Origin of the sequence: Brenneria sp. L4-2C, assembly GCF_040240335.1 — a bacterium.
Taxonomy (GTDB): Bacteria; Pseudomonadota; Gammaproteobacteria; order Enterobacterales; family Enterobacteriaceae; genus Brenneria.
Map to the genome: position 1 here is coordinate 94204 of NZ_JBEIAC010000001.1, position 22034 is coordinate 116237.

The 22034-nt window shown below is 56.7% G+C and carries 19 protein-coding genes; 14 read left to right on the forward strand and 5 right to left on the reverse strand.

From position 1 onward, the window contains the following. Nucleotides 1-4 precede the first annotated feature (4 nt). A complete protein-coding gene (locus ABRZ26_RS00455) occupies nucleotides 5-1249 on the reverse strand; it encodes an MFS transporter (protein WP_319602298.1) in 1245 nt (414 codons plus the stop codon). A gap of 257 nt (nucleotides 1250-1506) precedes the next feature. On the opposite strand from ABRZ26_RS00455, the gene cscK reads away from it, so the two are divergent. From cscK to ABRZ26_RS00470, 3 genes are all read left to right on the forward strand, one after another. Then, nucleotides 1507-2457: a fructokinase gene (gene cscK / locus ABRZ26_RS00460; RefSeq protein ID WP_319602299.1), complete on the forward strand. Its 951-nt coding sequence runs from the start codon at nucleotides 1507-1509 to the stop codon at nucleotides 2455-2457. Between the two features lie 119 nt (nucleotides 2458-2576). Then, complete coding sequence (locus tag ABRZ26_RS00465; RefSeq protein ID WP_319602300.1) at nucleotides 2577-3125, forward strand: kinase inhibitor; 549 nt, start codon at nucleotides 2577-2579, stop codon at nucleotides 3123-3125. An 18-nt stretch (nucleotides 3126-3143) separates the two neighbouring features. Beyond that, nucleotides 3144-3974 (forward strand): helix-turn-helix transcriptional regulator, encoded by an 831-nt coding sequence (locus tag ABRZ26_RS00470; protein ID WP_319602301.1) that lies wholly within the window; start codon nucleotides 3144-3146, stop codon nucleotides 3972-3974. Between the two features lie 117 nt (nucleotides 3975-4091). Here the strand turns inward: ABRZ26_RS00470 and ABRZ26_RS00475 are convergent, their stop codons facing one another. From ABRZ26_RS00475 to ABRZ26_RS00490, 4 genes are all read right to left on the reverse strand, one after another. After that, the gene (locus ABRZ26_RS00475; protein ID WP_319602302.1) at nucleotides 4092-6359 is read right to left on the reverse strand and encodes an ATP-binding cassette domain-containing protein; all 2268 of its coding nucleotides are present in this window, start codon (nucleotides 6357-6359) and stop codon (nucleotides 4092-4094) included. A gap of 223 nt (nucleotides 6360-6582) precedes the next feature. Next, nucleotides 6583-7611 carry an OmpG porin family protein gene (locus ABRZ26_RS00480; protein ID WP_319602303.1) on the reverse strand — a complete coding sequence of 343 codons (1029 nt, stop codon included), beginning with the start codon at nucleotides 7609-7611 and terminating at the stop codon, nucleotides 6583-6585. 58 nt (nucleotides 7612-7669) lie between these two features. Continuing rightward, on the reverse strand, nucleotides 7670-9148 hold the full coding sequence (locus tag ABRZ26_RS00485; protein WP_319602304.1) for a family 43 glycosylhydrolase: 1479 nt from the start codon (nucleotides 9146-9148) through the stop codon (nucleotides 7670-7672). 81 nt (nucleotides 9149-9229) lie between these two features. Then, entirely contained in the window at nucleotides 9230-10327 is a 1098-nt protein-coding gene (locus tag ABRZ26_RS00490) for an OmpG porin family protein (RefSeq protein WP_319602914.1), read from the reverse strand. Between the two features lie 332 nt (nucleotides 10328-10659). Here ABRZ26_RS00490 and ABRZ26_RS00495 point away from each other — a divergent pair, with 332 nt between their 5' ends. From ABRZ26_RS00495 to ABRZ26_RS00545, 11 genes are all read left to right on the forward strand, one after another. Continuing rightward, nucleotides 10660-11655, forward strand: coding sequence for a LacI family DNA-binding transcriptional regulator (locus ABRZ26_RS00495; RefSeq protein WP_136166245.1), 996 nt, complete (start codon nucleotides 10660-10662; stop codon nucleotides 11653-11655). A 274-nt stretch (nucleotides 11656-11929) separates the two neighbouring features. Next, nucleotides 11930-12889 carry a MurR/RpiR family transcriptional regulator gene (locus ABRZ26_RS00500; protein ID WP_319602305.1) on the forward strand — a complete coding sequence of 320 codons (960 nt, stop codon included), beginning with the start codon at nucleotides 11930-11932 and terminating at the stop codon, nucleotides 12887-12889. Continuing rightward, on the forward strand, nucleotides 12886-13854 hold the full coding sequence (locus ABRZ26_RS00505) for an isoaspartyl peptidase/L-asparaginase family protein (RefSeq protein ID WP_319602306.1): 969 nt from the start codon (nucleotides 12886-12888) through the stop codon (nucleotides 13852-13854). The genes ABRZ26_RS00500 and ABRZ26_RS00505 overlap by 4 nt, the downstream gene beginning before the upstream one ends. Nucleotides 13855-13867: 13 nt before the next feature. After that, complete coding sequence (locus ABRZ26_RS00510; RefSeq protein ID WP_319602307.1) at nucleotides 13868-14569, forward strand: creatininase family protein; 702 nt, start codon at nucleotides 13868-13870, stop codon at nucleotides 14567-14569. Beyond that, the gene (locus tag ABRZ26_RS00515; protein WP_319602308.1) at nucleotides 14566-15627 is read left to right on the forward strand and encodes a ketopantoate reductase family protein; all 1062 of its coding nucleotides are present in this window, start codon (nucleotides 14566-14568) and stop codon (nucleotides 15625-15627) included. Before ABRZ26_RS00510 ends, ABRZ26_RS00515 begins: the two co-directional genes overlap by 4 nt. After that, nucleotides 15611-16372: an SDR family NAD(P)-dependent oxidoreductase gene (locus tag ABRZ26_RS00520; RefSeq protein WP_319602309.1), complete on the forward strand. Its 762-nt coding sequence runs from the start codon at nucleotides 15611-15613 to the stop codon at nucleotides 16370-16372. The genes ABRZ26_RS00515 and ABRZ26_RS00520 overlap by 17 nt, the downstream gene beginning before the upstream one ends. A 43-nt stretch (nucleotides 16373-16415) precedes the next feature. Next, nucleotides 16416-17390: an ABC transporter permease gene (locus tag ABRZ26_RS00525; protein WP_319602310.1), complete on the forward strand. Its 975-nt coding sequence runs from the start codon at nucleotides 16416-16418 to the stop codon at nucleotides 17388-17390. Continuing rightward, a complete protein-coding gene (locus ABRZ26_RS00530) occupies nucleotides 17387-18292 on the forward strand; it encodes an ABC transporter permease (protein ID WP_319602311.1) in 906 nt (301 codons plus the stop codon). Before ABRZ26_RS00525 ends, ABRZ26_RS00530 begins: the two co-directional genes overlap by 4 nt. Continuing rightward, on the forward strand, nucleotides 18289-19314 hold the full coding sequence (locus ABRZ26_RS00535) for an ABC transporter ATP-binding protein (protein WP_319602312.1): 1026 nt from the start codon (nucleotides 18289-18291) through the stop codon (nucleotides 19312-19314). Before ABRZ26_RS00530 ends, ABRZ26_RS00535 begins: the two co-directional genes overlap by 4 nt. After that, the gene (locus ABRZ26_RS00540; protein WP_319602313.1) at nucleotides 19311-20297 is read left to right on the forward strand and encodes an ABC transporter ATP-binding protein; all 987 of its coding nucleotides are present in this window, start codon (nucleotides 19311-19313) and stop codon (nucleotides 20295-20297) included. Before ABRZ26_RS00535 ends, ABRZ26_RS00540 begins: the two co-directional genes overlap by 4 nt. A 32-nt stretch (nucleotides 20298-20329) precedes the next feature. Next, the gene (locus ABRZ26_RS00545) at nucleotides 20330-21913 is read left to right on the forward strand and encodes an ABC transporter substrate-binding protein (protein ID WP_319602314.1); all 1584 of its coding nucleotides are present in this window, start codon (nucleotides 20330-20332) and stop codon (nucleotides 21911-21913) included. Nucleotides 21914-22034: the final 121 nt, after the last annotated feature.

The following is a 22034-nucleotide window of genomic DNA, read 5'->3' on the forward strand; positions in this document are numbered from 1 at the left end:
CGACTCACTTTATTGTGCGCGGGGTTAAGGTCGGGGAAGGCCGGACAGTTTGATTAGGTTCCAGCAGGAACCAGGAAATCAGCGTGGTGATCAGCACCATACTACCCATAAACAGATAGGTCCGGGCGAAACCGAATAGCTCATAGCTGTAACCCACCAGCGGGGACAACAGGCTGCTGACCACAGAACTGATACAGGTGAAGCCTACCAGGTAAATCGTTGTCGATAACCGTTTATCAAAGTTCAGACTGTTATATTTAAACAAAGAAATCAAAAGGATGGGTAATTCTACCGCATGCAGCAGCTTCATGACGGAAATTAAAAACACGCCGCTGACCAGGCCGGAACCGATAACGCGCAGCGCCATGATGGCGCTGGCCAATATCAAGCCGTTTTTGGCGCCGATGCGGTTAACCAGCCACGGCGCCAGGAACATCCCGCCGGCTTCGAGGAATACCTGGAGCGAGTTCAGGTAGCCAAACATACTGTTGCCGGCATGCAGATCGGGAAACTGTGAAGCGAAATAGACCGGGAACTGCTGATCGTAAACGCCGTAAATACAGGTGCCGATAACAAAGACGACCAGCGCCCAGAAGCGCGACAATCGCAGCAGCCCGACGGCGTCGGCCAGAGTGATTTTGGCCGGATCGCCGAACTGAAGCTGGCTCATCGCATTTTCTTTGGCGATGCGCACCTGACTCAGACACAGCAGGAACAAGATGCCGGAAATGGAGGCCAGGGCGAAGTTGTACAACGGGTTAATGTTGAAGTTGATGCCGGCAAAGAAAGTGGCGACGGCCCAGCCCAGCGAGCCCCACATTCTGGAACGGCCATATTCGATCCCTCGCGTACGACAAAAACGTTCGATGTAGGCTTCCAGCAGGCCGATACCGCCGTTAAACGTCGCGCCGATGTATAACCCGCCGGCAAGACTGCCGAGATAAATATTAAAACGCAGCAGATCGGCGAACAGCATAAAGAACGGCCCGCTGCACACCAGCAGAATAGAAATAAACCACAGCTGATGTTTGCCCAGCCCGAGTTTATCCTGGATGTAGCCGTACAGCGGTTGTGAACAGAACGACACCAGCAAAATCGCCGAGAAAATAATGCCGGTATCGGTCGAATTCAAATTCACATACTGGTTAAGCCAGATGGATAACAGCGAGCAGGTCGAGGACCAGGTAAAGAAAAAAAAGAAAAATAGGCTGCTTAATAAAATATAGGTTTTTCTGGTTTCAGCGTTCATCAGTCTGACTCCTGATATTTTGATGGCTGAATTGTTAACGTTAACTATAAAAAAATTAAAGCGGTTCATTGCTGGAATGTGATGTTAATCATGAAAGTTAACGTTAACATTTTATTTTTGCCAGCGACCCGTTACATTCCCATTCAAGAGCGATTTCCGCTTCGGTCTGAAATGAAGAACACCCGATCTCCTGCTAAATCAGCGGGACGGTGAAGTCATCTATTTTAATTAATAATCAATGTATTATCGAGGTGAACATGACGAGTAAAGTCTGGGTGTTGGGCGATGCGGTAATTGATCTGTTCGCCGACGATATGCAGCGTTTATTACCTTGTCCCGGCGGCGCGCCGGCTAATGTGGCCGTCGGCATCGCCCGGCTGAACGGCAACAGCGCGTTTATCGGCCGCGTGGGCGATGAGCCTTTCGGTCACCGGTTGCAGCAGGTATTGCAACAGGAAAATGTCGACACCGCCTACCTGCATTATGATGCGCAGCATCGAACCTCCATTGTATTGGTTACCCTGAATGAAGAAGGGGAACGGCAGTTTACCTTCATGGTGCGTCCGGGCGCCGACCTGTTTCTTGAACCGGGCGACCTGCCGCCTTTTAGCGCCGGGGAGTGGCTGCACTGCTGTTCTATCGCGCTGGCGGCCGAACCGTCCCGTTCCACCACGTTACAGGCGATGGCTGCGGTCAGACAGGCCGGCGGCTGGCTGAGTTTCGACGCCAATCTGCGCGACGATCTGTGGCCGGATCGCGACCAGATGCTATCCTGCGTCAAACAGGCGCTGGCGATGGCCGATGTGGTGAAACTGTCTGATGATGAATTGATGTTGATCAGCGGGATGACGGATGTTGAGCAGGCGATGACGGCGCTCGGCGACGAAATCAGCCCGGCGCTGCTGGTGGTGACCCAGGGCAAGGCCGGCGCCTGGGCGGGCCGGCCGGGCAAGATGACGTTCTATCCGGCGCAAGCCGTACGGGCCGTGGATACCACCGGCGCCGGCGATGCGTTTGTCGCCGGCCTGCTGGCGGGATTAAGCGAAGAGGGCGCGCAATGGCGGGATTGCGTCGCGCTACCGGCGATCATTGCGCAGGCGCAGTCCTGCGGCGCGTTGGCGACCACCTCGAAAGGCGCGATGACGGCGTTGCCGTACCGGGATACGTTGGTTCGCTACCAGGCCGAAGCGGAACTCGCCCTGTCGTAAATTGCGCAGATAAGCGCAATATCGGTAGGATTTGCATCATACGCGGGCGTAACTGCACGATAATAGATTGGCATTCTGGGTAACCTCATTGAACATCAATTGGTTACCCAGGATAATTTATGAAAAAACATATCGTACTCGCTCTGCTCGCCTCATTCTCTTTTTCAACGCACGCCGCCGCATTTCAGCTAACGAGCGATGAAATCAAAACGGGCAAGTCGTTATCCGAAGCTCAGGTTTTCCAGGGGTTCGGCTGTGAAGGCGGGAACCGGTCGCCCGCGCTGAGCTGGTCTGATGCGCCGCAGGGAACGAAAAGTTTTGCCGTCACGGCCTATGATCCTGACGCTCCGACGGGAAGCGGCTGGTGGCACTGGACGATGGTGAACATTCCTGCCACAGTAACGTCGTTGACGTCCGACGCTGGAAATAAAGATGGTTCCAAACTGCCCGCCGGCGCGGTTCAGGGCAGAAATGATTATGGCGATGTCGGTTTCGGCGGGGCATGTCCTCCCAAAGGCGATAAGCCTCATCGTTACCATTTTAAAATCTGGGCGTTAAAAGCGGATAACCTGCCGATTGATGGCAACGCAAGCGGCGCGCTGGTTGGTTTCATGCTTAACGCCAACCAACTGGCGACGGCTGAACTGGTCCCGGTTTATGGTCACTAATTAAGAATATAAAACACGATGCAGGCAGAAGATGATGATGTTTCCCGGTTGAGTCTCCAGACGATTTGTTCACGTCAGGCGCATGATCTTCATCGGGTAAAATTGCTGATGCCGGCGTTGTGTCGCGTTAACAGTGGGAAAAAGAGGGTTCAGTGGGGCGAGCATGGCGAAACCGCCGATCGCACCCAACTGATCCTTTTCCCGGCGGGTTACGATTTGCATCTCGCCAATTATCCTGATAACGGCCGTTATCTCTCGCAGATACTTTATATTCCGCCGTCACTGATTCATCGCTTCAGACAACATCATCCCGCGCCGTTAGCCCGCGACAAGAAACCCACGTTCTGTCTCGCGCTGGATCATGAGTTGCTTTACTGCTGGCAACAGCTTACGGATGCATTTGAAAAGAAATTTTCCCGACCGCTGTTAGAGCATGCGACGTTGGGCATGCTGCTGATGCTTCAGAACCGCGGCGCGGCTGAGATATTGCTGACTCAGCGGGATGATTCGTTAGTCAATCGATGCCAGCGCCTCCTGATGCTGGATCCCTCGACGCCCTGGACCGCCAGTCTGGTCGCTACTCACCTGCATATGGCGACCTCCACGTTTCACCGCCGCCTGGCGGCGGAGGGGGGGAGTTTCCAGGAGATCCTTGATGATGTGCGCTTAGGCAATGCATTAACGGCGCTACAGACAACCCAAAAACCAGTGGGTCAGATCGCCATAGAAAACGGCTATCAATGTCCATCCCGTTTTACCGCCCGTTTCCAGAAACGCTTTCAGATTACGCCGCGAGCGTTGCGTCAGGCCATAAAGTCCGCCGGCGTAGTAAACGACGGTAGGGATTAAACGCGATCCCCTGATTTTACCTTCGCTACTGGTTACGTTGTAACACATGATGCCGACGACAAGGGAGAGGGGACTTTATTCCGCCGTCGCTGATGCATATCTAATAACCCAGCGCTATCAAGAAGGCCTTTCCTGAATATAACGACGCAGTTCGCGACCGGTAATCGACCCGCTGGCGGTCAGAATTTGGCGCGCCGATCCGGCAAATATCACTTCCCCCCCGGCGTTGCCGGCTTCAGGGCCAAGGTCGATAATCCAGTCGGCCGCCAGCATGGCGTCCAGATCGTGCTCAACCATAATGACGGTCACGTCTTGCTCAACGAGGGAGCGGATCAATGCCAGAAACAGGGTGATATCATTACCGTGCAGACCGGTAGTGGGCTCATCCAAAATCAAAATATCCAGCTTGTCTTCAAGCCGCGCCGCCAGTTTCAATCTTTGCCTCTCCCCGCCGGACAATGTCGTCGTGGCGCGTCCTAAAGACAGATGCCCCAATCCGACGCGAGACAGGCGTATCAGCGCCGATCCGATGGGTAAATCACGCGAAGTAAAAAAGTCCTTTGCCTTATCGACCGACATGGCGAGGACATCGGCAATGGTTTTTTCTCTATAACGGTAACTAAGCGCCTTATCGTTAAAACCGGAGCCTCCGCACGCTTCGCATTCAGACACTGCGCTGTCGAGAAAGGCGAGTTCAGTCGATATGACGCCGTGTCCCCGACATACCGGGCATGCGCCCCGCGACGATGACGTGAACCAGCCGCGGCTGACGTGATTCTCCTCGGCGAACCTGTCGCGGATACGGTCCATAAACCCCATGTAGGTCGCGACGGTGGAGGAAATGCTGCCGCGCACCGGCTTTTGGTCAATCAGCAGCGCCGTAGGTTCCTGCCTGAGGATTTCCTGTACCAATGAGCTTTTGCCCGAACCGGCGATGCCGGTTAAAACCGTCAGTAGACCGCGAGGAATATCGACGCAGATCCCTTTTAGATTGTGCAGCCGCGCATTGCGTACGGTTATCGATCCCTCTTGCGGTAAGCGGGGTTGGCAAAAGGTTCGCGGCCTGCGCAGATAGCTGCTGGTCGGCGTTCCGCTGGCGAAAAGCTTTTTCATCGGGCCGGCAAACAAAATTTGTCCCCCGTTTTCTCCCGGCCCCGGCCCCATATCGACAACAAAATCCGCAATGCCGATTAAATCGGGATCGTGCTCCACCACCAGCACCGTATTGCCTTTGTCACGCAATTGCCGGAGGATGCCGGCCAGATGGCGGACATCGCGCGGATGAAGTCCGGTAGAGGGTTCGTCCATGATATAAGTGAAGCGGGTCAGCGAGCTATTGAGGTGGCGAACCATCTTGATGCGCTGCGCCTCGCCGCCCGATAGGGTGGGCGTGGGGCGGGCTAATTGCAAATATCCCAGCCCCAGATTCAACATGGTATCCAGCAGCAGGGAGAGATTTTCAACCGCCGGCGCGACCTCCGGCATATCCCAACCCTTTACCTTCTCAGATAGCTTGTCGACGGGCAGACGGCTGAGTTCGTCAATGTTGTCTCCGTCAATACGACATGACAGCGCGGCCTCATTCAGCCTTGCGCCGCCGCATGCCGGACAGGTGGTTTGCTGAATAATCCGCGCCAGATCGTCGGCGTAACGTTTTTTGAAGGCTTCATTGTCATGGCCCAAAAACATGCGTTTGAAACGATGAACGATCCCTTCGTACTTTGCCGTCGCGTACCAGCCGGGCGGCGGAGATTGAAGCGGCGCCGGCTCCGCATACAGCAACATGTTCAGTAGATCTTCCGGGTAGTCGCGCAGTTTCATATCCGGATCGAATAACCCGGTGCGCTTATACCATTTCCAATACCAGGTGCCGGGCGCATAACCGCGGAAAGTGAATGCCCCTTCGTTGATCGATTTATTAACGTCGATAAGCTCATCGATATTGAGATCGGCGGCAACGCCCAGCCCTTTGCAACGGGAGCACATACCCGCCGGATCGTTAAATGAAAAGACGGGCGAATAGCCAACGAAAGGAACGCCGGCGCGGGAAAAAATAAGGCGCAGCAGCGAAGATGCATCGGTTGCGGTACCCACCGTCGAACGGCTGTTGGTTCCTATGGCTTTCTGATCGATGATGATGGCGGTAGAAAGGCCGGTAATCACATCAACCTGAGGTATTCCCGCATGCGGAAGGCGGTTACGAATATAGCTGGGGTAGGTAAAATTCAGCTGCCGCTGAGATTCGGCCGCCAGTACGCCGAATGCAAGAGAGGATTTACCCGATCCTGATACGCCGGTAAAAACGGTAATTTGTCCCACGGGTATGGTAACAGAAACGCCCTGGAGATTATTCTGTGTTGCGTTAACGACTTTAATCCACTGCAAAACTGAGTCCTTTTCACCTTTTTTGTCTCGGCTAAGCGAGACTGTAATGAAAATATACTTTGTTATTATAGGTTAAGGATTTCAGCCAAGATGAATATTTAGAATTCAGCGTCCGTACGGCACTGCCGGCTTCGGCGCGATCGGGCGACTATCCGGCCTGCCGCTGAGGAAGGATTATTAGCGCGGTGCGCCGCTTAAGCGACGCACCGTAACGGCAGGCGCATTAAAAGTTGAAATCTGCGGAGAGCATGTAGGACATATTTATCGCTTTGCCGTTGGTTACCCAACTGCCGGACTGTTTATCATCCGAGGCTTTCACTTCCCCTGAGATATTAAATCGCTTGCTGATCGGGTAGTTGGCGCCGAGCGCGACATATTTATAGCGCGTGTTCTGGAACACTTCGCCATCTTCGGGACGGGCGTTGTATTTACGATAATGGCCGACCCCGCTGTGCAGGGTGGTGGTCAGGCTGTTGTCCCAGTTATGCCAAACGCCGACGCTGGTCGTCCAGTCCTGATTGTTGATATTTCCCCACTGTTTTCGTGTCAGCTTGCCTTCGCTGTAGCGGCTGCGCAGCCAGACGCCGGTATTATCCGTGATGATATATTGCAGACCGGGTTCGATCTCGCTGGTGGTGACATCGGTATCGTTAATCCCTTCGGCGCCGGCGGAGCGTTTGTGCTGAAGATCCTGATAGAAGTAGCTGAACATCGATAAACGATCCGTCAGGCGATAAGTGCCGTACAGCTTGTATCGCACCTGCCAGCGTTCATTCAGCGATTCGCTGCCGACCAGCAGTTCCGCCCCCACGTCGCCCCGGCCGATCTGATGGTTGTAGCCAAAAATCAACTGGGTGCGCTGGGTATGCTCTTCATATTTCTGGCTGGTAAAACTGCCCTGATATTCGGTTTCCCTGGCGTTATAAAAGGCCAGATACCAGGAAGGAAGGCTATCGTGGCGTAATACGGCCTGCGAGAGAACAAAGTTGTCCGCGCCGTCATGCGTGGTGTTGTTTTTCCAGTTGGTGTCGGTAACTTCCAGTTTGCTTTTGATATTGCCGTGTACCTTGCCGCCGTGAGGATAGGACGATTGGGTGGTGGTCCACATAATTTCTTCATTCAGATAGGACCAGGGATTGACGCCGATCACCGCGCCTTCATCATTCCGCATGATATCTATCGCCGCCTGACCGGTCATGGGTAATACGGTAATGGCGAGCAGGGCCCATTTTTTAGAGATATTCGTTTTCATAAATAATTCCCTTGCGCAAAACTATCGCAATACAGTGAGAAATAAGACGACACGTTAATTAAAAACGCCGAATACGCAGATCGCGGCTATCGATATTTCCCTGCGGCGCGCTGATCGCCCATTTTTTGCCGGAAATATGGTACATACGCGTGCTGAAGGCGATATTGTCGTTGATATAGAACACGGCAATGGAGTCCTCGATAATCACTTTCAGATGAATATTGTCGGATAATGGCGTTTCTATACCCATTTCCGGCTTGCGTTTGGGTAAATCATTTATTCCCGCCGGATAAAACAGCACTTTATTGGTCTTTTTATTAAAGACGACGTTCAGCGGCGCATTCTGCGGACTATCGTCATCCATACCGAAACTGAAAATGACGCCGTCGCCGTTCATTGGTAAATTACCGCTGATTTCAATCGTGCCGGATAACGGCGCAAAGACCTGACTGCTGATTTCCCCAAATGACGCGGCGCTGTTTTCCGTTAATAACGGGCGCAGTGGTTCGGGCCGCGGGGCTTTTTGCCCGAAGACATCCGCTATTTCCTGCGGCAGTTTGGTTCTTAGCCGGCCATCGGCGTCCGCGGTTAATTCATGGGCGATAAGATTGCCCGCCCAGTCGATATTGCCGTGATTATCCTCGCCGGCTTTGGTCGGCACCCAGCCAAAAACAAACAGACGTTTACCTTGCTCAACCAGTTTGCCGGCATACAATCCGGCGCCGTCAAAGTAGAAATTTTCCGGTTTGACGAAGGGGCCGTTCGGCGACGCCGCCACGCGGTATTGCGTCAGGCGATGCGGCCACTGGTCGCTAAAGCTGAGATACCAGCGCCCGTTGAAATAGACCAGCGTCGGGCATTCCAGATTGGAATCATGGCTGGTCGTATCATTGCGGAACAGCACGCCTTCATCTTGCCAGTGGGTCAGGTCGGTCGAGGTGTATTTGGCGATGACGCCGGTGCCGTTCTGACGGGTGGTAATCAGCATCCAGTAACGCTGCTCTTCGGGAATATAGACGACGTGCGGATCGCGGAAGTCATTCGCCCGGTAGTTTTCCCCAGGGAGAAAGGTATCTTCAGGGTGTTTGGTCCAGTTGCGCATATCGCTGCTGGTGGCGTGCATAATGGATTCGGCCGGAAAAACATTCTGATTATGGGCGGTATACCAGGCGTGATAAGTCTCGCCGGCCTTAATCACCGAACCGGTGCCTAATAGCAGTTCCGGGCTGTCGAGATCGTTAACATAGGGGATCACTTCGCCCAGATTCTGATAACGGTATAAATTGCTGGTCGCAAGTAAATGAAAGGCGTGAACGCCGAGATCTTTGCCGCCGCGAATATCATTAAGATGAAAAATGTAGAATTGATTATTCTCGGCATACGGCATCGGATCGCCGATATAGGAGCCGGGTACCCGGGGAAAAAAGGCGTCTACCTGCTGGTGAACTTCCGCGCGGCTATTTTCCGCCGCCGGCGTCTGGCTATCGGTCGTCGCCGATGAGGTACAGGCGGTATTCATCGATGTCATTAAAAACATCAGTATAGCCGTTGTCATTTTATTGGCTTTAAACATGGTGATCTCTCTTACCGAAAAATTATTTTCATATGAGTGAATGCATCAGAAACTGTATTCGACACCGACGATAGTAAAGGGATTCCAGGAATGGCCGTCATGGGTCCATTGACCATGCGATTTGGTAAACTGCGCTTTAAATTCACCATACAGGCGCAGGTTATCGACAATGGGATAACTGGCGGTGGCGCCGATAAAGTTGTATTTCCCGTAATAAAATACTTCCGATTTATTGGCGTTATTATAAATTTTGTCGTTGCCGAAACCGACGTAGAGCGAAGTCAGCAGGGGATACCAGTTGCGCCATAATCCGGCGGTAACTTTCCACTCTTCCTCAATAATATTTCCCCATGATTGCCGAACCTGTTTTTCCCAGGAATAATAAGGCCGAATATATAGCCCTAAATCCGGATTCACGCGATATTGCAGCGCAGGCTCCATTTCCATGATGTGGTGCTCCAGATCGCCGTTGCCGGCGTCATTACTTTGCGGCTGATATTCGCGGAAGATATAACCGGACAGCGACCATTTATCGGTGAAGCGCGATTCTCCCCACAGTTTCAGGCGGCCTTTCCAGCGTTTGCTCGCGCTCTCGGTGCCGCCCAGAACTTCCACGCCCCAGTTACCACGATAAAACTCATTAATCTTGCCGATATACATTTCGTTGATGGTATTGGTGCCGCTGTAATCCTGATTGGAAAATTGGCCGCTATAGTTATCTTCGCGGGCGTTCCAGTAACCGAAATACCAGCCGGGTAATTCATCGTGACGCAGCCAGGCCTGAATGAGCGCCAGTTTAAATTTGCCGCCGTTTTTACTGTTATTTTTCCAGCGCGTGTCGTCGATTTCGATTTTGCTGCCAATATTACCGTGCAAACCGCCGGCATCCAGCGAACTGTCGACCGTATTCCAGTGTACTGACTGCTGCTCCTGGGATATACGAGCGATGTCCGCCTTATCTTCCGGCGCGTCGCTTGTGGTTGTCGCTTGCCCCGTCGTGCCGAGCGAAGTTACGCCCCATGTACTGGCGCTGATATCGCCGGACGACCATTTTTGTTCTGCTTCTGCGGCATTGTCGGTTGTCGCCGCCGCGGTCTGACCTGCAAACAGCGCAAGCGAAATACAGAGATATGTATTTTTCATCACGTATCGGTCTCATCATTATTGGTGGGTGTCGCACATTAGCTTCTGCTTTTAGTAAATCGTGCGAGTTAACGTTAACATTGAGGGGCGAAGGTGCAGAAGATGGCGTATGAAAGAATTCTGATGTTAATCACAATAGTTAACGTTAACATTGATTTTATGCGATCGCGGTCATGTTTATGAGTAAAAATCGCTTTATCAGGGCGCTAACGGCATGAATATAATAAACATCTGAAATCGAGCGCATTCCGGCGATAACCACGTCGGGCCGGTTTATCCGCGGGCGGATAAGCGATGACTTTTGTGCATTCAGCACGGGAATAAGGGATGGTATGGCTTCTTTAAAAGATGTGGCAAAGCTGGCGAATGTTTCCCTGATGACGGTATCGCGGGCGTTGAACAGTCCGGAAAGTCTGAAGCCGGAAACTTATCAGCGCGTTAAGCAGGCCATTGAAGCACTGAATTATGTACCCGACCTGTCGGCGAAAAAAATCCGCGGCGCCAGGGCGACGCCCAAGACCATTGGCGTGCTGGCGCTGGATACCGTGACCACGCCATTTTCAGTCGAAATGACCCTGTCGATTGAAGAAACGGCCCGCGCTCATGGTTGGAACAGCTTTGTCGTCAACATGTTCATGTCGGACTGCGTGGACGATATCGTCGATTTACTGCTATCCCATCGCCCCGCCGGCATTATCTACACCACCATGGGGCTACGCACGGTGCCGGTGCCGAAAAAGTTGCTGAGTTTGCCCTGCGTGCTGGCGAACTGCGAAAGCGAGCAGGGCGGCGTGGCCAGTTACATACCGGACGATGAACAGGGGCAGTATGACGGCGTGTACGCGTTGCTCTGCGCGGGCTACCGTAAACCGCTGTGCATCCATCTGCCGCGGGAGAGACTGGCCAGCGCCCGGCGCCGGCAGGGGCTTGAGCGCGCCTGCCGCGAGTTTTCTCTCGATCCCGAACTGCTCTGGCAACATCATCTGCGCCTTGGCGACGAGTATTATCTCGATGCCGTGACGATTATCGAGCAATATCTCGATCACGGGAAACCGCGCTTTGATTCCGTGGTGTGCGGCAACGACCGCATCGCGTTTCTGGTTTACCAGACGTTACTGTCGAAAGGCATTCGCATACCGCAAGACGTCGCGGTTCTCGGCTATGACAATCTGGTCGGCATCGGCGATCTGTTCCTGCCTGCCTTGACCACCGTACAACTCCCGCACTATGAAATCGGTCGGCAATCCACATTGCACATCATCAATCGTCAGGAACACACCGACATCACCAAAATAACCAGTCCGCTGCTGCGGCGCGAGTCGCTGTAGTCATTGAGCCAGCGGCGACGGCGTCTGTCTGGCTGAATCCGTCATTCCCGCCGTTACCGGGAAAACGGCCCGGCGGCATCGCTTTAAATCGGTATGAGCGGTTATTTTCTCCTAATTCCTTTAGGCGGAAAGTTATTTACATTATTAACTATTTAATTTAATTGAAAAATAAATTTCATTAGCCAATTATTGTCTAACATAAGAAAATAATTTTTCATAGATTGAAGATTTGTGAATTATATTTTTCACATAGCGACTCAAACAGGTGAAACCGATGACGACATCGCATTATCTGGAAGCCGAGGTCATCAAACAGGTGGCCTATATTGCGCCCAACCTGCCGGCGGCGCAGCGCCGACTGGCCAACTATGTGCTGGAAAATGCGTTTCAGGTCGCCTCCGGCAATATCGAAAATCTGGCCGCCGCGACCGGCGTTTCCATCGCGACGGCCAACCGTTTTGCGGTCGCGCTGGGCTATTCCGGCTATGCGGAATTTCGCCATGCGCTTTTTCAGGTATTCAAACCGTCGATGGCGCCGGTGGAAAAGCTACGTAACGAACTGGGACGCGATGCGCCGTTGGATGAGGTGGTGGATGAATCGCTGTCCGGCGCGCAGGCCAGCATCGGTCAGACGCGGGATCACGGCACCCGCAGCGGCCTCGAGCAGGCTATCCGCATGATCACCTCCGCTCGCAATGTGTACTGCTTTGGCCTGGGAACCAGTATTCACCTGGCCAATATCGCCGCTTTCCGCTTTTCCGCCTATTGCCAGAATATCCATGCTCTGGCGAGCTACGGCGGCGCGGAAATGGCGCTGCACCATTTGCAGAAGATCGGCGAACCGGACCTGCTGTTGGCGATTTCGTTTCCGCGCTATTCCGCCGACATGATCCGCATTATGCATTTTGCGCGCGCGCGCAACGCCTCGATTTTGGCGCTGACCGATCGCCCGAGCTCGCCGCTGGTCGGGTTGGCCGACCACACGCTGCTGGCCGCGGCGGAACATCAGCTGCTTTCCAGTTCGATGGTCGCCCCGATTGCCTTGATTGAGGCGCTGGCCGCCGCGATGGCGCACCGTACCCCGGAAGGGTTAAACAGCGCGGCCGAGCTGACCGGACAACTGCTGCCTTATTTCTATCTCGATCAACCGGCAGGGGGAGCCGCTGAATCGTTAGATCGCGCGAATAATCAAAAACGCCGCCGCCCGCGGCGAAAGGGGAACAACGCAGAATGAGCAAAAATGCAATCCTGGCTATCCACGGCGGCGCCGGAACGGTTAACCGCGCCAAGATCACGCCGCAGAAGGCGCGTGCGTATGAGGACGCCCTGCGCGAGGTATTGCGCGTCGGGCAGGCGGCATTATCCGACGGGGCCGGCGCGCTGGATGTGGTGACGCAGGCGGTTCGGCAACTGGAAGATTGTCCGCTGTTCAACGCCGGCAAAGGCGCGGTGTACACCAGCGCCGCCGACCATGAGCTTGATGCTTCCATTATGGATGGCGAGTCGCTCCAGGCCGGGGCGGTGGCGCAGCTGCGCCATGTGCGCAACCCGATTGAAGCGGCGCGGGCGCTGATGGCGTCTGGGCAGTACGTCCTGCTGACCGGCGCGGGCGCCGATGCGTTCGCCCGCGATGCCGGACTGGCGATGGTGGAGCAAAGCTATTACGCCACGCCCGAACGACTGCAACAACTGCATGAAGTGCAGAAACTGGGCGGCATGCGCCTGCTGCTGGATCATGACGCAGAGGCGTTGACCAATACCGGCGAGCCCATCGATACGCGCAGCAAATTCGGCACCGTCGGCGCCGTGGCGCGCGATCTGCGCGGCAACCTCGCCGCCGCCAATTCCACCGGGGGGATGACCAATAAAACGCCGGGCCGCGTGGGCGACAGCGCGGTTATCGGCGCGGGCTGCTATGCGGACAATCGTACCGCCGCGGTCGCCACCACCGGCACCGGGGAAACATTCATTCGCGGCGTGGCGGCTTACGACGTCTGTGCGCTGATGCGCTATGCCGGATTGACGCTGGAAGAAGCCGGCCGACGGGTGATCCATGAGAACCAGATCAAATTGGGCGGACAGGGCGGGCTGATTGCCGTCGACGCCGCGGGCAACGTGGCTCTGCCGTTTAATACCGCCGGCATGTATCGCGGCTATGCCCGTATCGGTCAGCCGCTGTTTGTCGCTATCTATCGTTAGGAGCAAAGGGAAGATGAGGATCCGCGATTGTCACTGGCAATATATTGAAAATTATTTGCGGCATGATGACCGCGTGGTGCTGCCGATCGGCAGTACCGAGCAACATGCCTATCTGAGCCTGTGCGTGGACGCCATTCTGGCCGAGGAAGTCGGCGTCGCCGCCGCCGAGCCGCTGGGCGTTCCGGTTTATCCGGCGGTGCCGTTCGGGTTGGCGCCTTACTTTATGGCGTATCCCGGCACCATCTCGCTGCGGGTATCCACCTATGCCGCATTGATCACCGATCTGCTGGACAGTCTGTCCGCGCATGGCTTCCGGCGCATCATGATCCTGAATGGTCACGGCGGCAATCAGCCCGCGGCGGCGGTTGCTCAGGAGTGGGCGGCGCAACATGCAGGCCATCGCGTGCGTTTTCACAACTGGTGGAATGCGCCGAAAACATGGGCAAAAGTCAAAGAAATCGATCCGGTGGCGTCGCACGCCTCGTGGATGGAAAACTTTCCCATTACCCGCCTGGCGCACGCGCCATCGCCGGAGGGCGCAAAAGCGATGATCGATCTCGATCGCCTGCGTCTGCTGGATCCTGCGCAAACGCGCGGCTATCTGGGCGACGGCAATTACGGCGGCGATTACCAGAAGCCGGATGAGACGATGGGGCAACTATGGCAGGTGGCGGTCGATGAGACGCGTCAACTGCTGGAGGACGGCTGGGCATGACGGTGATGATCAATCGGCAACGACCTATTCTGATTTGGGGCGCGGGGGCTATCGGCGCCAGTCTGGGCGCCGCCTTTGTCGCCGCCGGCTACCCGGTGGTTTTTGTCGATCGGGAACAGGCCCATGTCGATGCCATGAATCACGACGGGCTTTATATCGAAGGTCCGATCCGCGAGCAGCATCTGGCCGTGCGCGCTTATACGCCGGACGATCTGCAAGGGTGCTACGAGTTAGTGTTTCTGGCGGTGAAAGCGCACCACACCGCGATAGCCTGTCGGCAACTGCGCCCGTTTCTGGCGGACGACGGCGTGGTGGTATCGGCCCAGAACGGGCTGAATGAACAGGTGATCGCCGGCGTGCTGAGGCGGGAACGGACCCTGGGGTGCTTTGTGAATTTCGGCGCCGATTACCTTTCTCCCGGTCATATTCTGTACGGCGGCCGCGCGGCGGTGGTGGTGGGCGAGCTGGACGGTCAATCCAGCGCGCGGGTCCGACAGATACATGCATTGCTACAGACCTTCGATGATCGGGCGATCCTGACGGACAATATCTGGGGATACCTGTGGGGCAAACTGGTATATGGCGCCATGCTGTATGCCACCGCGCTGACGGATGGCGCCATCTGGGAATGCCTGGATCATCAGGATTACCGCGACGTTTTCATCCTGCTCGGCAAAGAAATCGCCGCCGTGGCCAGCGCCGAACAGGTGGTCATGGAAGCGTTTGACGGCTTCGAACCCGCGGCGTATCTCCCCGACGCGCCATTGTCGCTGGCCTATGCCAGTCTGGACGCGATGGCGGCGCATAACCGGCGCTCGACGAAAACGCACAGCGGCATCTGGCGGGATTTGGCGGTACGTCGGCGTAAAACCGAAGTGGATGCCCAACTGGGGCCGATTCTGGATGCCGCGCAGCGTCATGGCATCGCGGCGCCGTTAACCCATCGACTGATAGAACTGATTCATGCCTGTGAAGACGGACTTCCGCGCGCCTGGGGAAATCTGAAAGTCCTGCGCGCGGCGGCCCAGAGGAGTAGACGTTATGCAGATAAGGTTTGATGGGCGCAAGGCCATTGTGACCGGCGCGGCCCAGGGCATTGGCCGCGAGATCGCCGGCAATCTGGCGCAGGCGGGCGCGGCATTATGGCTGTGCGACATTGATGCGGCCGGGCTGGCGCAGACGCTGGCGTTTTGCCGCGCGCAGGCGCCGGACGCCGACGTCCAAACGGCGGTGGTGGATGTGTCGCAGCGTCAGGAAATACAGCGTTTTGTCGACGGCGTCGGCGAGGTCGATGTGCTGATCAATGTCGCCGGCGGCGTATGCGGTCAGACGGGGCATCCGATTGAGGCCGTCAGCGAAGACGCCTGGCGGCAAATATTCGCCGTCAACAGCGACGCCATGTTCTGGTTCTCGCAGGCGGTGACGCCCGCGATGAAGCGCAAAGGGTGGGGGCGCATCGTCACCATTTCCAGCATCGCCGGGCTGGGCGTCAGCCTGACCGGCATCCAGGCGTACGCCGCCAGCAAGGCCGCCGAAGTCGCGCTGACGCGACAACTGGCGCATGAGCTCGGGCCTTATGGCATTACGGTTAACGCGGTGGCGCCCGGATTTGTCCGTTCCAATCCCACCACCGAACTTCAGTGGGCGGCCTACGGCGCCGAGGGACAGAAGGCGCTGGTCGAGGGGATCGCTCTGCGACGTACCGGCGTCGCCGGCGATATCGCGCCGGCGGTGCTGTTTTTGGCTTCGGAGCATAGCGGTTGGACCACCGGGCAAACGTTAACGGTAGACGGCGGCAAATGACGACCGGACCGATTCCTCTAAGGCGCGCCGTGAAGGATACGATATGTTGAGTTTTTTTGCCGTACGAGCCTGGCAGTCGCTTCTGGTGCTGTTGCTGATGTCGATATTGGTGTTTATGGCGGTTTACGCCATCGGCAACCCGATAGACATTTTGATCAATCCGCAGGCGGATCAGGCGCTGCGCGAGGCGACCATTGCGCGCTACGGGCTGGATAAGCCGATGTGGGAACAATATCTGTTCTTCCTGAGAAATGCGCTGCATGGCGATTTCGGCCTGTCGTTTATTTATAACGTGCCGGCGATGGGGCTGATCCTGGAGTACCTGCCCGCCACGCTTGAACTGGCGGTGGTGGCGATGGCGATGACCATCATCATCGGCGTCCCGCTGGGTATCTATGCGGGCTATCGCCCGGACGCCTGGCTGAGCAAGAGCATTATGGGCGGCAGCGTGCTGGCGTTTTCCGTGCCGGGATTCTGGATGGGGCTGATGCTGATCCTGATTTTTTCGGTGGAGCTGGGCTGGTTCTCTTCCGGCGGCCGCGGCGAAACGGTGACGGTATTGGGCGTTCCGTGGTCGGTGCTGACGCTGGACGGCTGGGCGCATCTGCTGCTGCCGGCCGTCAATCTGGCGCTGTTCCGGCTGGCGCTGATTGTGCGGCTGACCCGCGCCGGCGTGCGCGAAGCGATCCTGTCCGACTATGTCAAATTTGCCCGCGCCAAGGGCGTGCCGCCGATGCGCATCCTGCTGCGTCATGTTATGCGCAACATTATGATCCCGCTGACGACGGTGCTGGGACTGGAATTCGGCGCCATGGTGGCGTTTTCCGTGGTCACGGAAACCATTTTCTCCTGGCCGGGAGCGGGCAAACTGGTCATTGACTCCATTCGCACGCTGGACCAGCCGGTGGTGGTCTCCTATCTGCTGTTGGTGGCCGCGATGTTCGTCGTCATCAATTTACTGGTCGACATGTTGTATTCCCTGCTCGATCCGCGTATTCGCCTTGGGGGCCGAAAATGAGCGACGTGACTCAACGCACCCCGCTGCGGCGGGAAAGCTATCTGCGGGAAGTCTGGCGTAATTACCGGCGCAGCCGGATTGCCTGTCTGGCGCTGCTGGTATTGGTTATCGCGGTGCTAATGGCGCTTTTCGCGCCCTGGATCACGCCGCAAAACCCGTTCGATCAGTCGATCCTGGAACTGGCGGATGCCCGCCTCAGCCCCGGTTCGATTGGCAGCGGCGGCTATGTGCATGTGCTGGGAACCGATGCCGACGGACGCGATCTCTACAGCGCCATCGTCTACGGCATGCGGCTGAGCATGACGATCGGACTGATCAGCGGTCTGGCTGCGATGATTATCGGTTCGTTAATCGGCCTGATGGCGGGGTTTGTCGGCGGGCGCGCCGAAGCGCTGCTGATGCGCATCGTCGATCTGCAACTCTCTTTCCCGCCGCTGATGTTGGCGCTGGTGCTGGTGGCGATGCTGGGGCAGGGACAATTTCAGGTAATAGCGGCGCTGGTCGCGGCGCAGTACGCCTACTTTGCCCGCACGGTACACGGGGCGGCGCTTGCCGAACGTCAGAAGGAATATATCGAAGCCGCCGGCGCGCTGCCGCTGCCCGCCAGACGCATCATGTTCGGCCATCTGCTGCCTAATGTGCTGCCGCCGCTGATCGTCGTGGCGTCGGTGCAGATCGCCAGCTCGATTGTGCTGGAGGCCACGCTCTCTTTTCTGGGCGTCGGACTGCCGGTTACCGAACCTTCGCTGGGCGGTCTGATTTATCGCGGCTTCGAGTATATGCTCAGCGGCCGTTACTGGATGAGCGTTTATCCCGGCGTCACGCTGGTGATTTTGATGCTGGCGATCAATCTGGTCGGCGACCAGTTGCGCGATGTTCTGAATCCGAGGTTGAACAAATGAACGCAAACACAGAACGCCATCGTGAAGAAGTGCTGCGCGTCAGTGGCCTGCAAACGTATTTCAGCACGGAGCAAGGCGCCATCAAAGCGGTCAACGGCGTGGATTTCGCGCTGCGCCGCGGCGAGATCCTGGGACTGGTCGGCGAATCGGGCTCCGGCAAAAGCGTCACCGGTTTTTCCATTATGGGACTCATCGATCCGCCGGGGAAAATTCACGGCGGCAGTATTCGCCTTGGCGACACGGAATTGGTGGGATTATCGGAAAAATCGCTGCGTCCGCTGCGCGGCGTGCGTATGGCGATGATTTTCCAGGATCCGATGATGACATTGAACCCGGTCATGCGGGTGGCGGATCAAATGATTGAAGCCATCACCGTGCATGAGCGCGTACCGCGCAAGCAGGCGATGCAGCGGGCGCGGGCGGCGCTGGTCAAAGCCGGCATTCCCGCGCCGGATGAACGGCTGCGCGCCTACCCGCATGAACTGTCCGGCGGGATGCGCCAGCGTGTCGCCATCGCCACCGCCATTTTGCATCGGCCCGACGTCATTATCGCCGATGAGCCGACAACGGCGCTGGACGTGACGATTCAGGGCCAGATTCTGGCCGAAGTGCAACGGCTGGCGCGGGATGAGGGCGTGGCGCTGCTCTGGATCACCCATGACCTCTCGGTGGTGGCCGGACTGGCCGACCATATCTGCGTGATGTACGCCGGTCGGGTGGTGGAATCCGGCTCCACCGATCAGGTGCTGGATCATCCCGCTCACCCTTATACCCTGGGCCTGATTGAATCCCTGCCGGGACAGGGCGAGCAGGGCAAGCCCCTCAAACCGATCCCGGGGATGACGCCTTCGCTGCTGGGGCTGGATGATGGCTGCGCTTTTCGCACCCGCTGCGCGTATGCGAGCGACATCTGCCGACGACCGCCGCCGCAACAGCGCTGGGCCGATGGCCAGACCGCGAGCTGTTTTCATCCTCGCCGCGCGGCTGAACGCGATGCCCTCGAAAGGGAGGCCGGGCTATGAATCTGGTGGAGATGAATAACGTCGATAAGCGTTTTCCGCTGCCGCTGTCTATGGAACAACGCATCGCCCGTCTGTTGGGGCGCAAGGTCGAGGTTCCGACCGTCCATGCGGTCAACGGCGTTTCGCTCAGCATCAGGCAAGGCGAAGTGCTGGGACTGGTGGGCGAGTCCGGCTGCGGCAAGTCGACGCTGGCGCGCGTGATGGCGGGTATTCATGCCCCGACCTCGGGCAATGTGACCTATCGCGGCGAACCGGTCGCCGTGACGCAGGGGCGCCGGGAAGTGAAGCTGACCACCCGGGTACAGATGATTTTTCAGGATCCCTACGCTTCGCTGAATCCGCGCCACCGCATCAACCGCATTATCGCCGAAGGGCCGCTATACCATCGGTTGATTAAGCCGGGCGAGCAGGATGAGTACGTCTGCGAGATGATGAATCAGGCCGGCATCGATCCCGCCTATCGTTTCCGTTTCCCGCATCAGTTTTCCGGCGGCCAGCGCCAGCGTATCGGTATTGCGCGCGCGCTGGCGATGCAGCCGGAGTTTCTGGTGTGCGATGAGGCCGTCGCCGCGCTGGACGTATCCATTCAGGCGCAGGTGATCAATCTGTTTATGGATCTGCGCGAACGCCTGCAACTGACCTATCTGTTTGTCAGTCACGATCTGGGCGTCGTGCGCCATCTGAGCGATCGCGTCGCCATCATGTATCTCGGCAAACTGGTGGAACTGGCGCCGGCGGAAACCATCTTTGGCCGCGCCAATCATCCTTATACTCAGGCGCTATTAAGCAACATGCTGACGCTGAACTCCCGGCGCCAGACCTTTATTCCCATCAAAGGGGAGATTCCTTCGCCGTTGTCGCCGCCGAAAGGCTGTAAGTTTCACCCCCGCTGTCCACATGCGATGGCGCGCTGCTCTCAGGAGGAGCCTGCGTTGCGTGAGGTGGAGGCGGGGCATTTTTCCGCCTGTCATCTCAATACTTAGACGGTCCCATTCTTCATTTAGGAGTAGGCATTATGGTAGCTGTGAAATCCAGGACATTGATTAGCGCGTTATCGCTGGCTGTCTCCCTCGCCGTCGGCGGCGCGCAGGCGCAAGATCTGAAAATCGGCGTGCGCGCCGGCCCGGAAGCGATGGATCCGCACTATATGGCGCTGGGGCATCAAATCGCCGCCGTGAAAAATATTTATGAAGCGCTGGTCACGTTTGATGAAAATCTGCAAATTGCGCCGGGGCTGGCGGAAAGTTGGAAACCCATTAATGACACCACGTGGGAATTCGCCATTCGTCCTAACGTCAAATTCCATAACGGCGAACCGCTGACGGCGGAAGATGTGAAATTCTCGCTGGATCGCGTGCCGGGCGCCGCCGGCCCCGACGGCGGGTTGGTGATTAATACCCGCAATATCACCCATGTCGAGGTGACCGGGCCGTTAACGGTACAGGTCACGACCAGCGTGCCGAATCCCGCGCTGCCGCAGGATCTGGCGCGGGTCAGCATCCTGCCGCATTCGATTGGCAACGCGACGGTGGAGGATTTCAACAGCGGCAAAGCGGCGATTGGCACCGGGCCGTTCAAATTCGCCGGTTTTAAAGCCAGAACCGGTTTTGACGTCACACGTAACGACGACTACTGGGGCGGAAAAGCGGATTGGGACAAAGTCTCTTTCACCGAAATTTCCAACGATGCCGCCCGCGTGGCCGCGCTGCTGTCCAAACGGGTGGATGTGGTGAACTATGTCCCGTTCTCCGATGTGGAGAAAATGCGCCGTAACCGTGATGTCAGCGTCGTACAGGGGCAGTCGATCTATGTATTCCTGCTTTACCCGGATCAGCGCGCGCAGAGCAATCTGGTTACGGACAAGTCCGGCAAGCCGCTGGACGTCAACCCGCTGAGCAAACCGCAGGTGCGTCAGGCGCTGTCGCTGGCCATCGATCGTACGGCGATTGCCGAACGCGCGCTGGAAGGCTTCGCCAAGCCGGCCTATCAGTTGATTGATGATAAATTCTTCGGCGCGCTGCCCACGCCGCCGAAACTTGAGTACAACGTCGCCAGGGCGCGTCAGCTACTGGCGGATGCGGGTTATCCCGACGGCTTCAAACTCCCGCTGCACTGCACCAGCGACCGTTTCCCCGGCGATGGCGCAACCTGCACGGCGCTGGGGCAGATGTTTGCCCGCATCGGCATCGATACGCAGGTTAACGCGCTGTCGCGTACCGTGTTTGTTCCCGCGCGTACGCGCGGCGACTATATTATGACCATGGCCGGCTGGGGTTCGGTCAGCGGTGAGGCGGGTTATACGCTGTCGTCGATTGCGCACACCAATGACAAAAGCAAAGGCCTGGGGGCTTTCAACGTCTCGCACGTTTCCAACCCGAAGAGCGATGAGTTGATCGCCGCCGCCATGCGTACGCTGGACAACGACCAGCGCAGCCAACTGTTCCAGCAGGCGATGACCTCGACGCTGGAGAACTACGATATTATTCCGGTGGTGCAACTGTCGTCGGTGTGGGCGTCTCGCGCCGATAGCGTAACCTTTACGCCGCGCGTGGATGAGGAAACGTTGCCGTTCTTTATCCATCGCGCGGCGAAAAAATAAAAGCGGCGTCGATAACGGCGATATAATCTTGCGGATAAGCGGCGTATTCGCCGCTTTTCGTCCTTTTAGCTTTCATCCTATAGGTTTTTTCGACCTTGTTTCCTATCCTGACATAGCGTGT

Coding starts and splice junctions, on each gene's coding strand:
- ABRZ26_RS00545 (WP_319602314.1), top strand. CDS start 20,330: ATGGTAGCTGTGAAATCCAGGACATTGATTAGCGCGTTATCGCTGGCT.
- ABRZ26_RS00465 (WP_319602300.1), top strand. CDS start 2,577: ATGAAAAAACATATCGTACTCGCTCTGCTCGCCTCATTCTCTTTTTCA.
- ABRZ26_RS00470 (WP_319602301.1), top strand. CDS start 3,144: ATGCAGGCAGAAGATGATGATGTTTCCCGGTTGAGTCTCCAGACGATT.
- ABRZ26_RS00505 (WP_319602306.1), top strand. CDS start 12,886: ATGAGCAAAAATGCAATCCTGGCTATCCACGGCGGCGCCGGAACGGTT.
- ABRZ26_RS00490 (WP_319602914.1), bottom strand. CDS start 10,327: ATGAAAAATACATATCTCTGTATTTCGCTTGCGCTGTTTGCAGGTCAG.
- ABRZ26_RS00515 (WP_319602308.1), top strand. CDS start 14,566: ATGACGGTGATGATCAATCGGCAACGACCTATTCTGATTTGGGGCGCG.
- ABRZ26_RS00540 (WP_319602313.1), top strand. CDS start 19,311: ATGAATCTGGTGGAGATGAATAACGTCGATAAGCGTTTTCCGCTGCCG.
- ABRZ26_RS00535 (WP_319602312.1), top strand. CDS start 18,289: ATGAACGCAAACACAGAACGCCATCGTGAAGAAGTGCTGCGCGTCAGT.
- ABRZ26_RS00520 (WP_319602309.1), top strand. CDS start 15,611: ATGCAGATAAGGTTTGATGGGCGCAAGGCCATTGTGACCGGCGCGGCC.
- ABRZ26_RS00525 (WP_319602310.1), top strand. CDS start 16,416: ATGTTGAGTTTTTTTGCCGTACGAGCCTGGCAGTCGCTTCTGGTGCTG.
- ABRZ26_RS00500 (WP_319602305.1), top strand. CDS start 11,930: ATGACGACATCGCATTATCTGGAAGCCGAGGTCATCAAACAGGTGGCC.
- cscK (WP_319602299.1), top strand. CDS start 1,507: ATGACGAGTAAAGTCTGGGTGTTGGGCGATGCGGTAATTGATCTGTTC.
- ABRZ26_RS00480 (WP_319602303.1), bottom strand. CDS start 7,611: ATGAAAACGAATATCTCTAAAAAATGGGCCCTGCTCGCCATTACCGTA.
- ABRZ26_RS00495 (WP_136166245.1), top strand. CDS start 10,660: ATGGCTTCTTTAAAAGATGTGGCAAAGCTGGCGAATGTTTCCCTGATG.
- ABRZ26_RS00485 (WP_319602304.1), bottom strand. CDS start 9,148: ATGTTTTTAATGACATCGATGAATACCGCCTGTACCTCATCGGCGACG.
- ABRZ26_RS00510 (WP_319602307.1), top strand. CDS start 13,868: ATGAGGATCCGCGATTGTCACTGGCAATATATTGAAAATTATTTGCGG.
- ABRZ26_RS00455 (WP_319602298.1), bottom strand. CDS start 1,249: ATGAACGCTGAAACCAGAAAAACCTATATTTTATTAAGCAGCCTATTT.
- ABRZ26_RS00530 (WP_319602311.1), top strand. CDS start 17,387: ATGAGCGACGTGACTCAACGCACCCCGCTGCGGCGGGAAAGCTATCTG.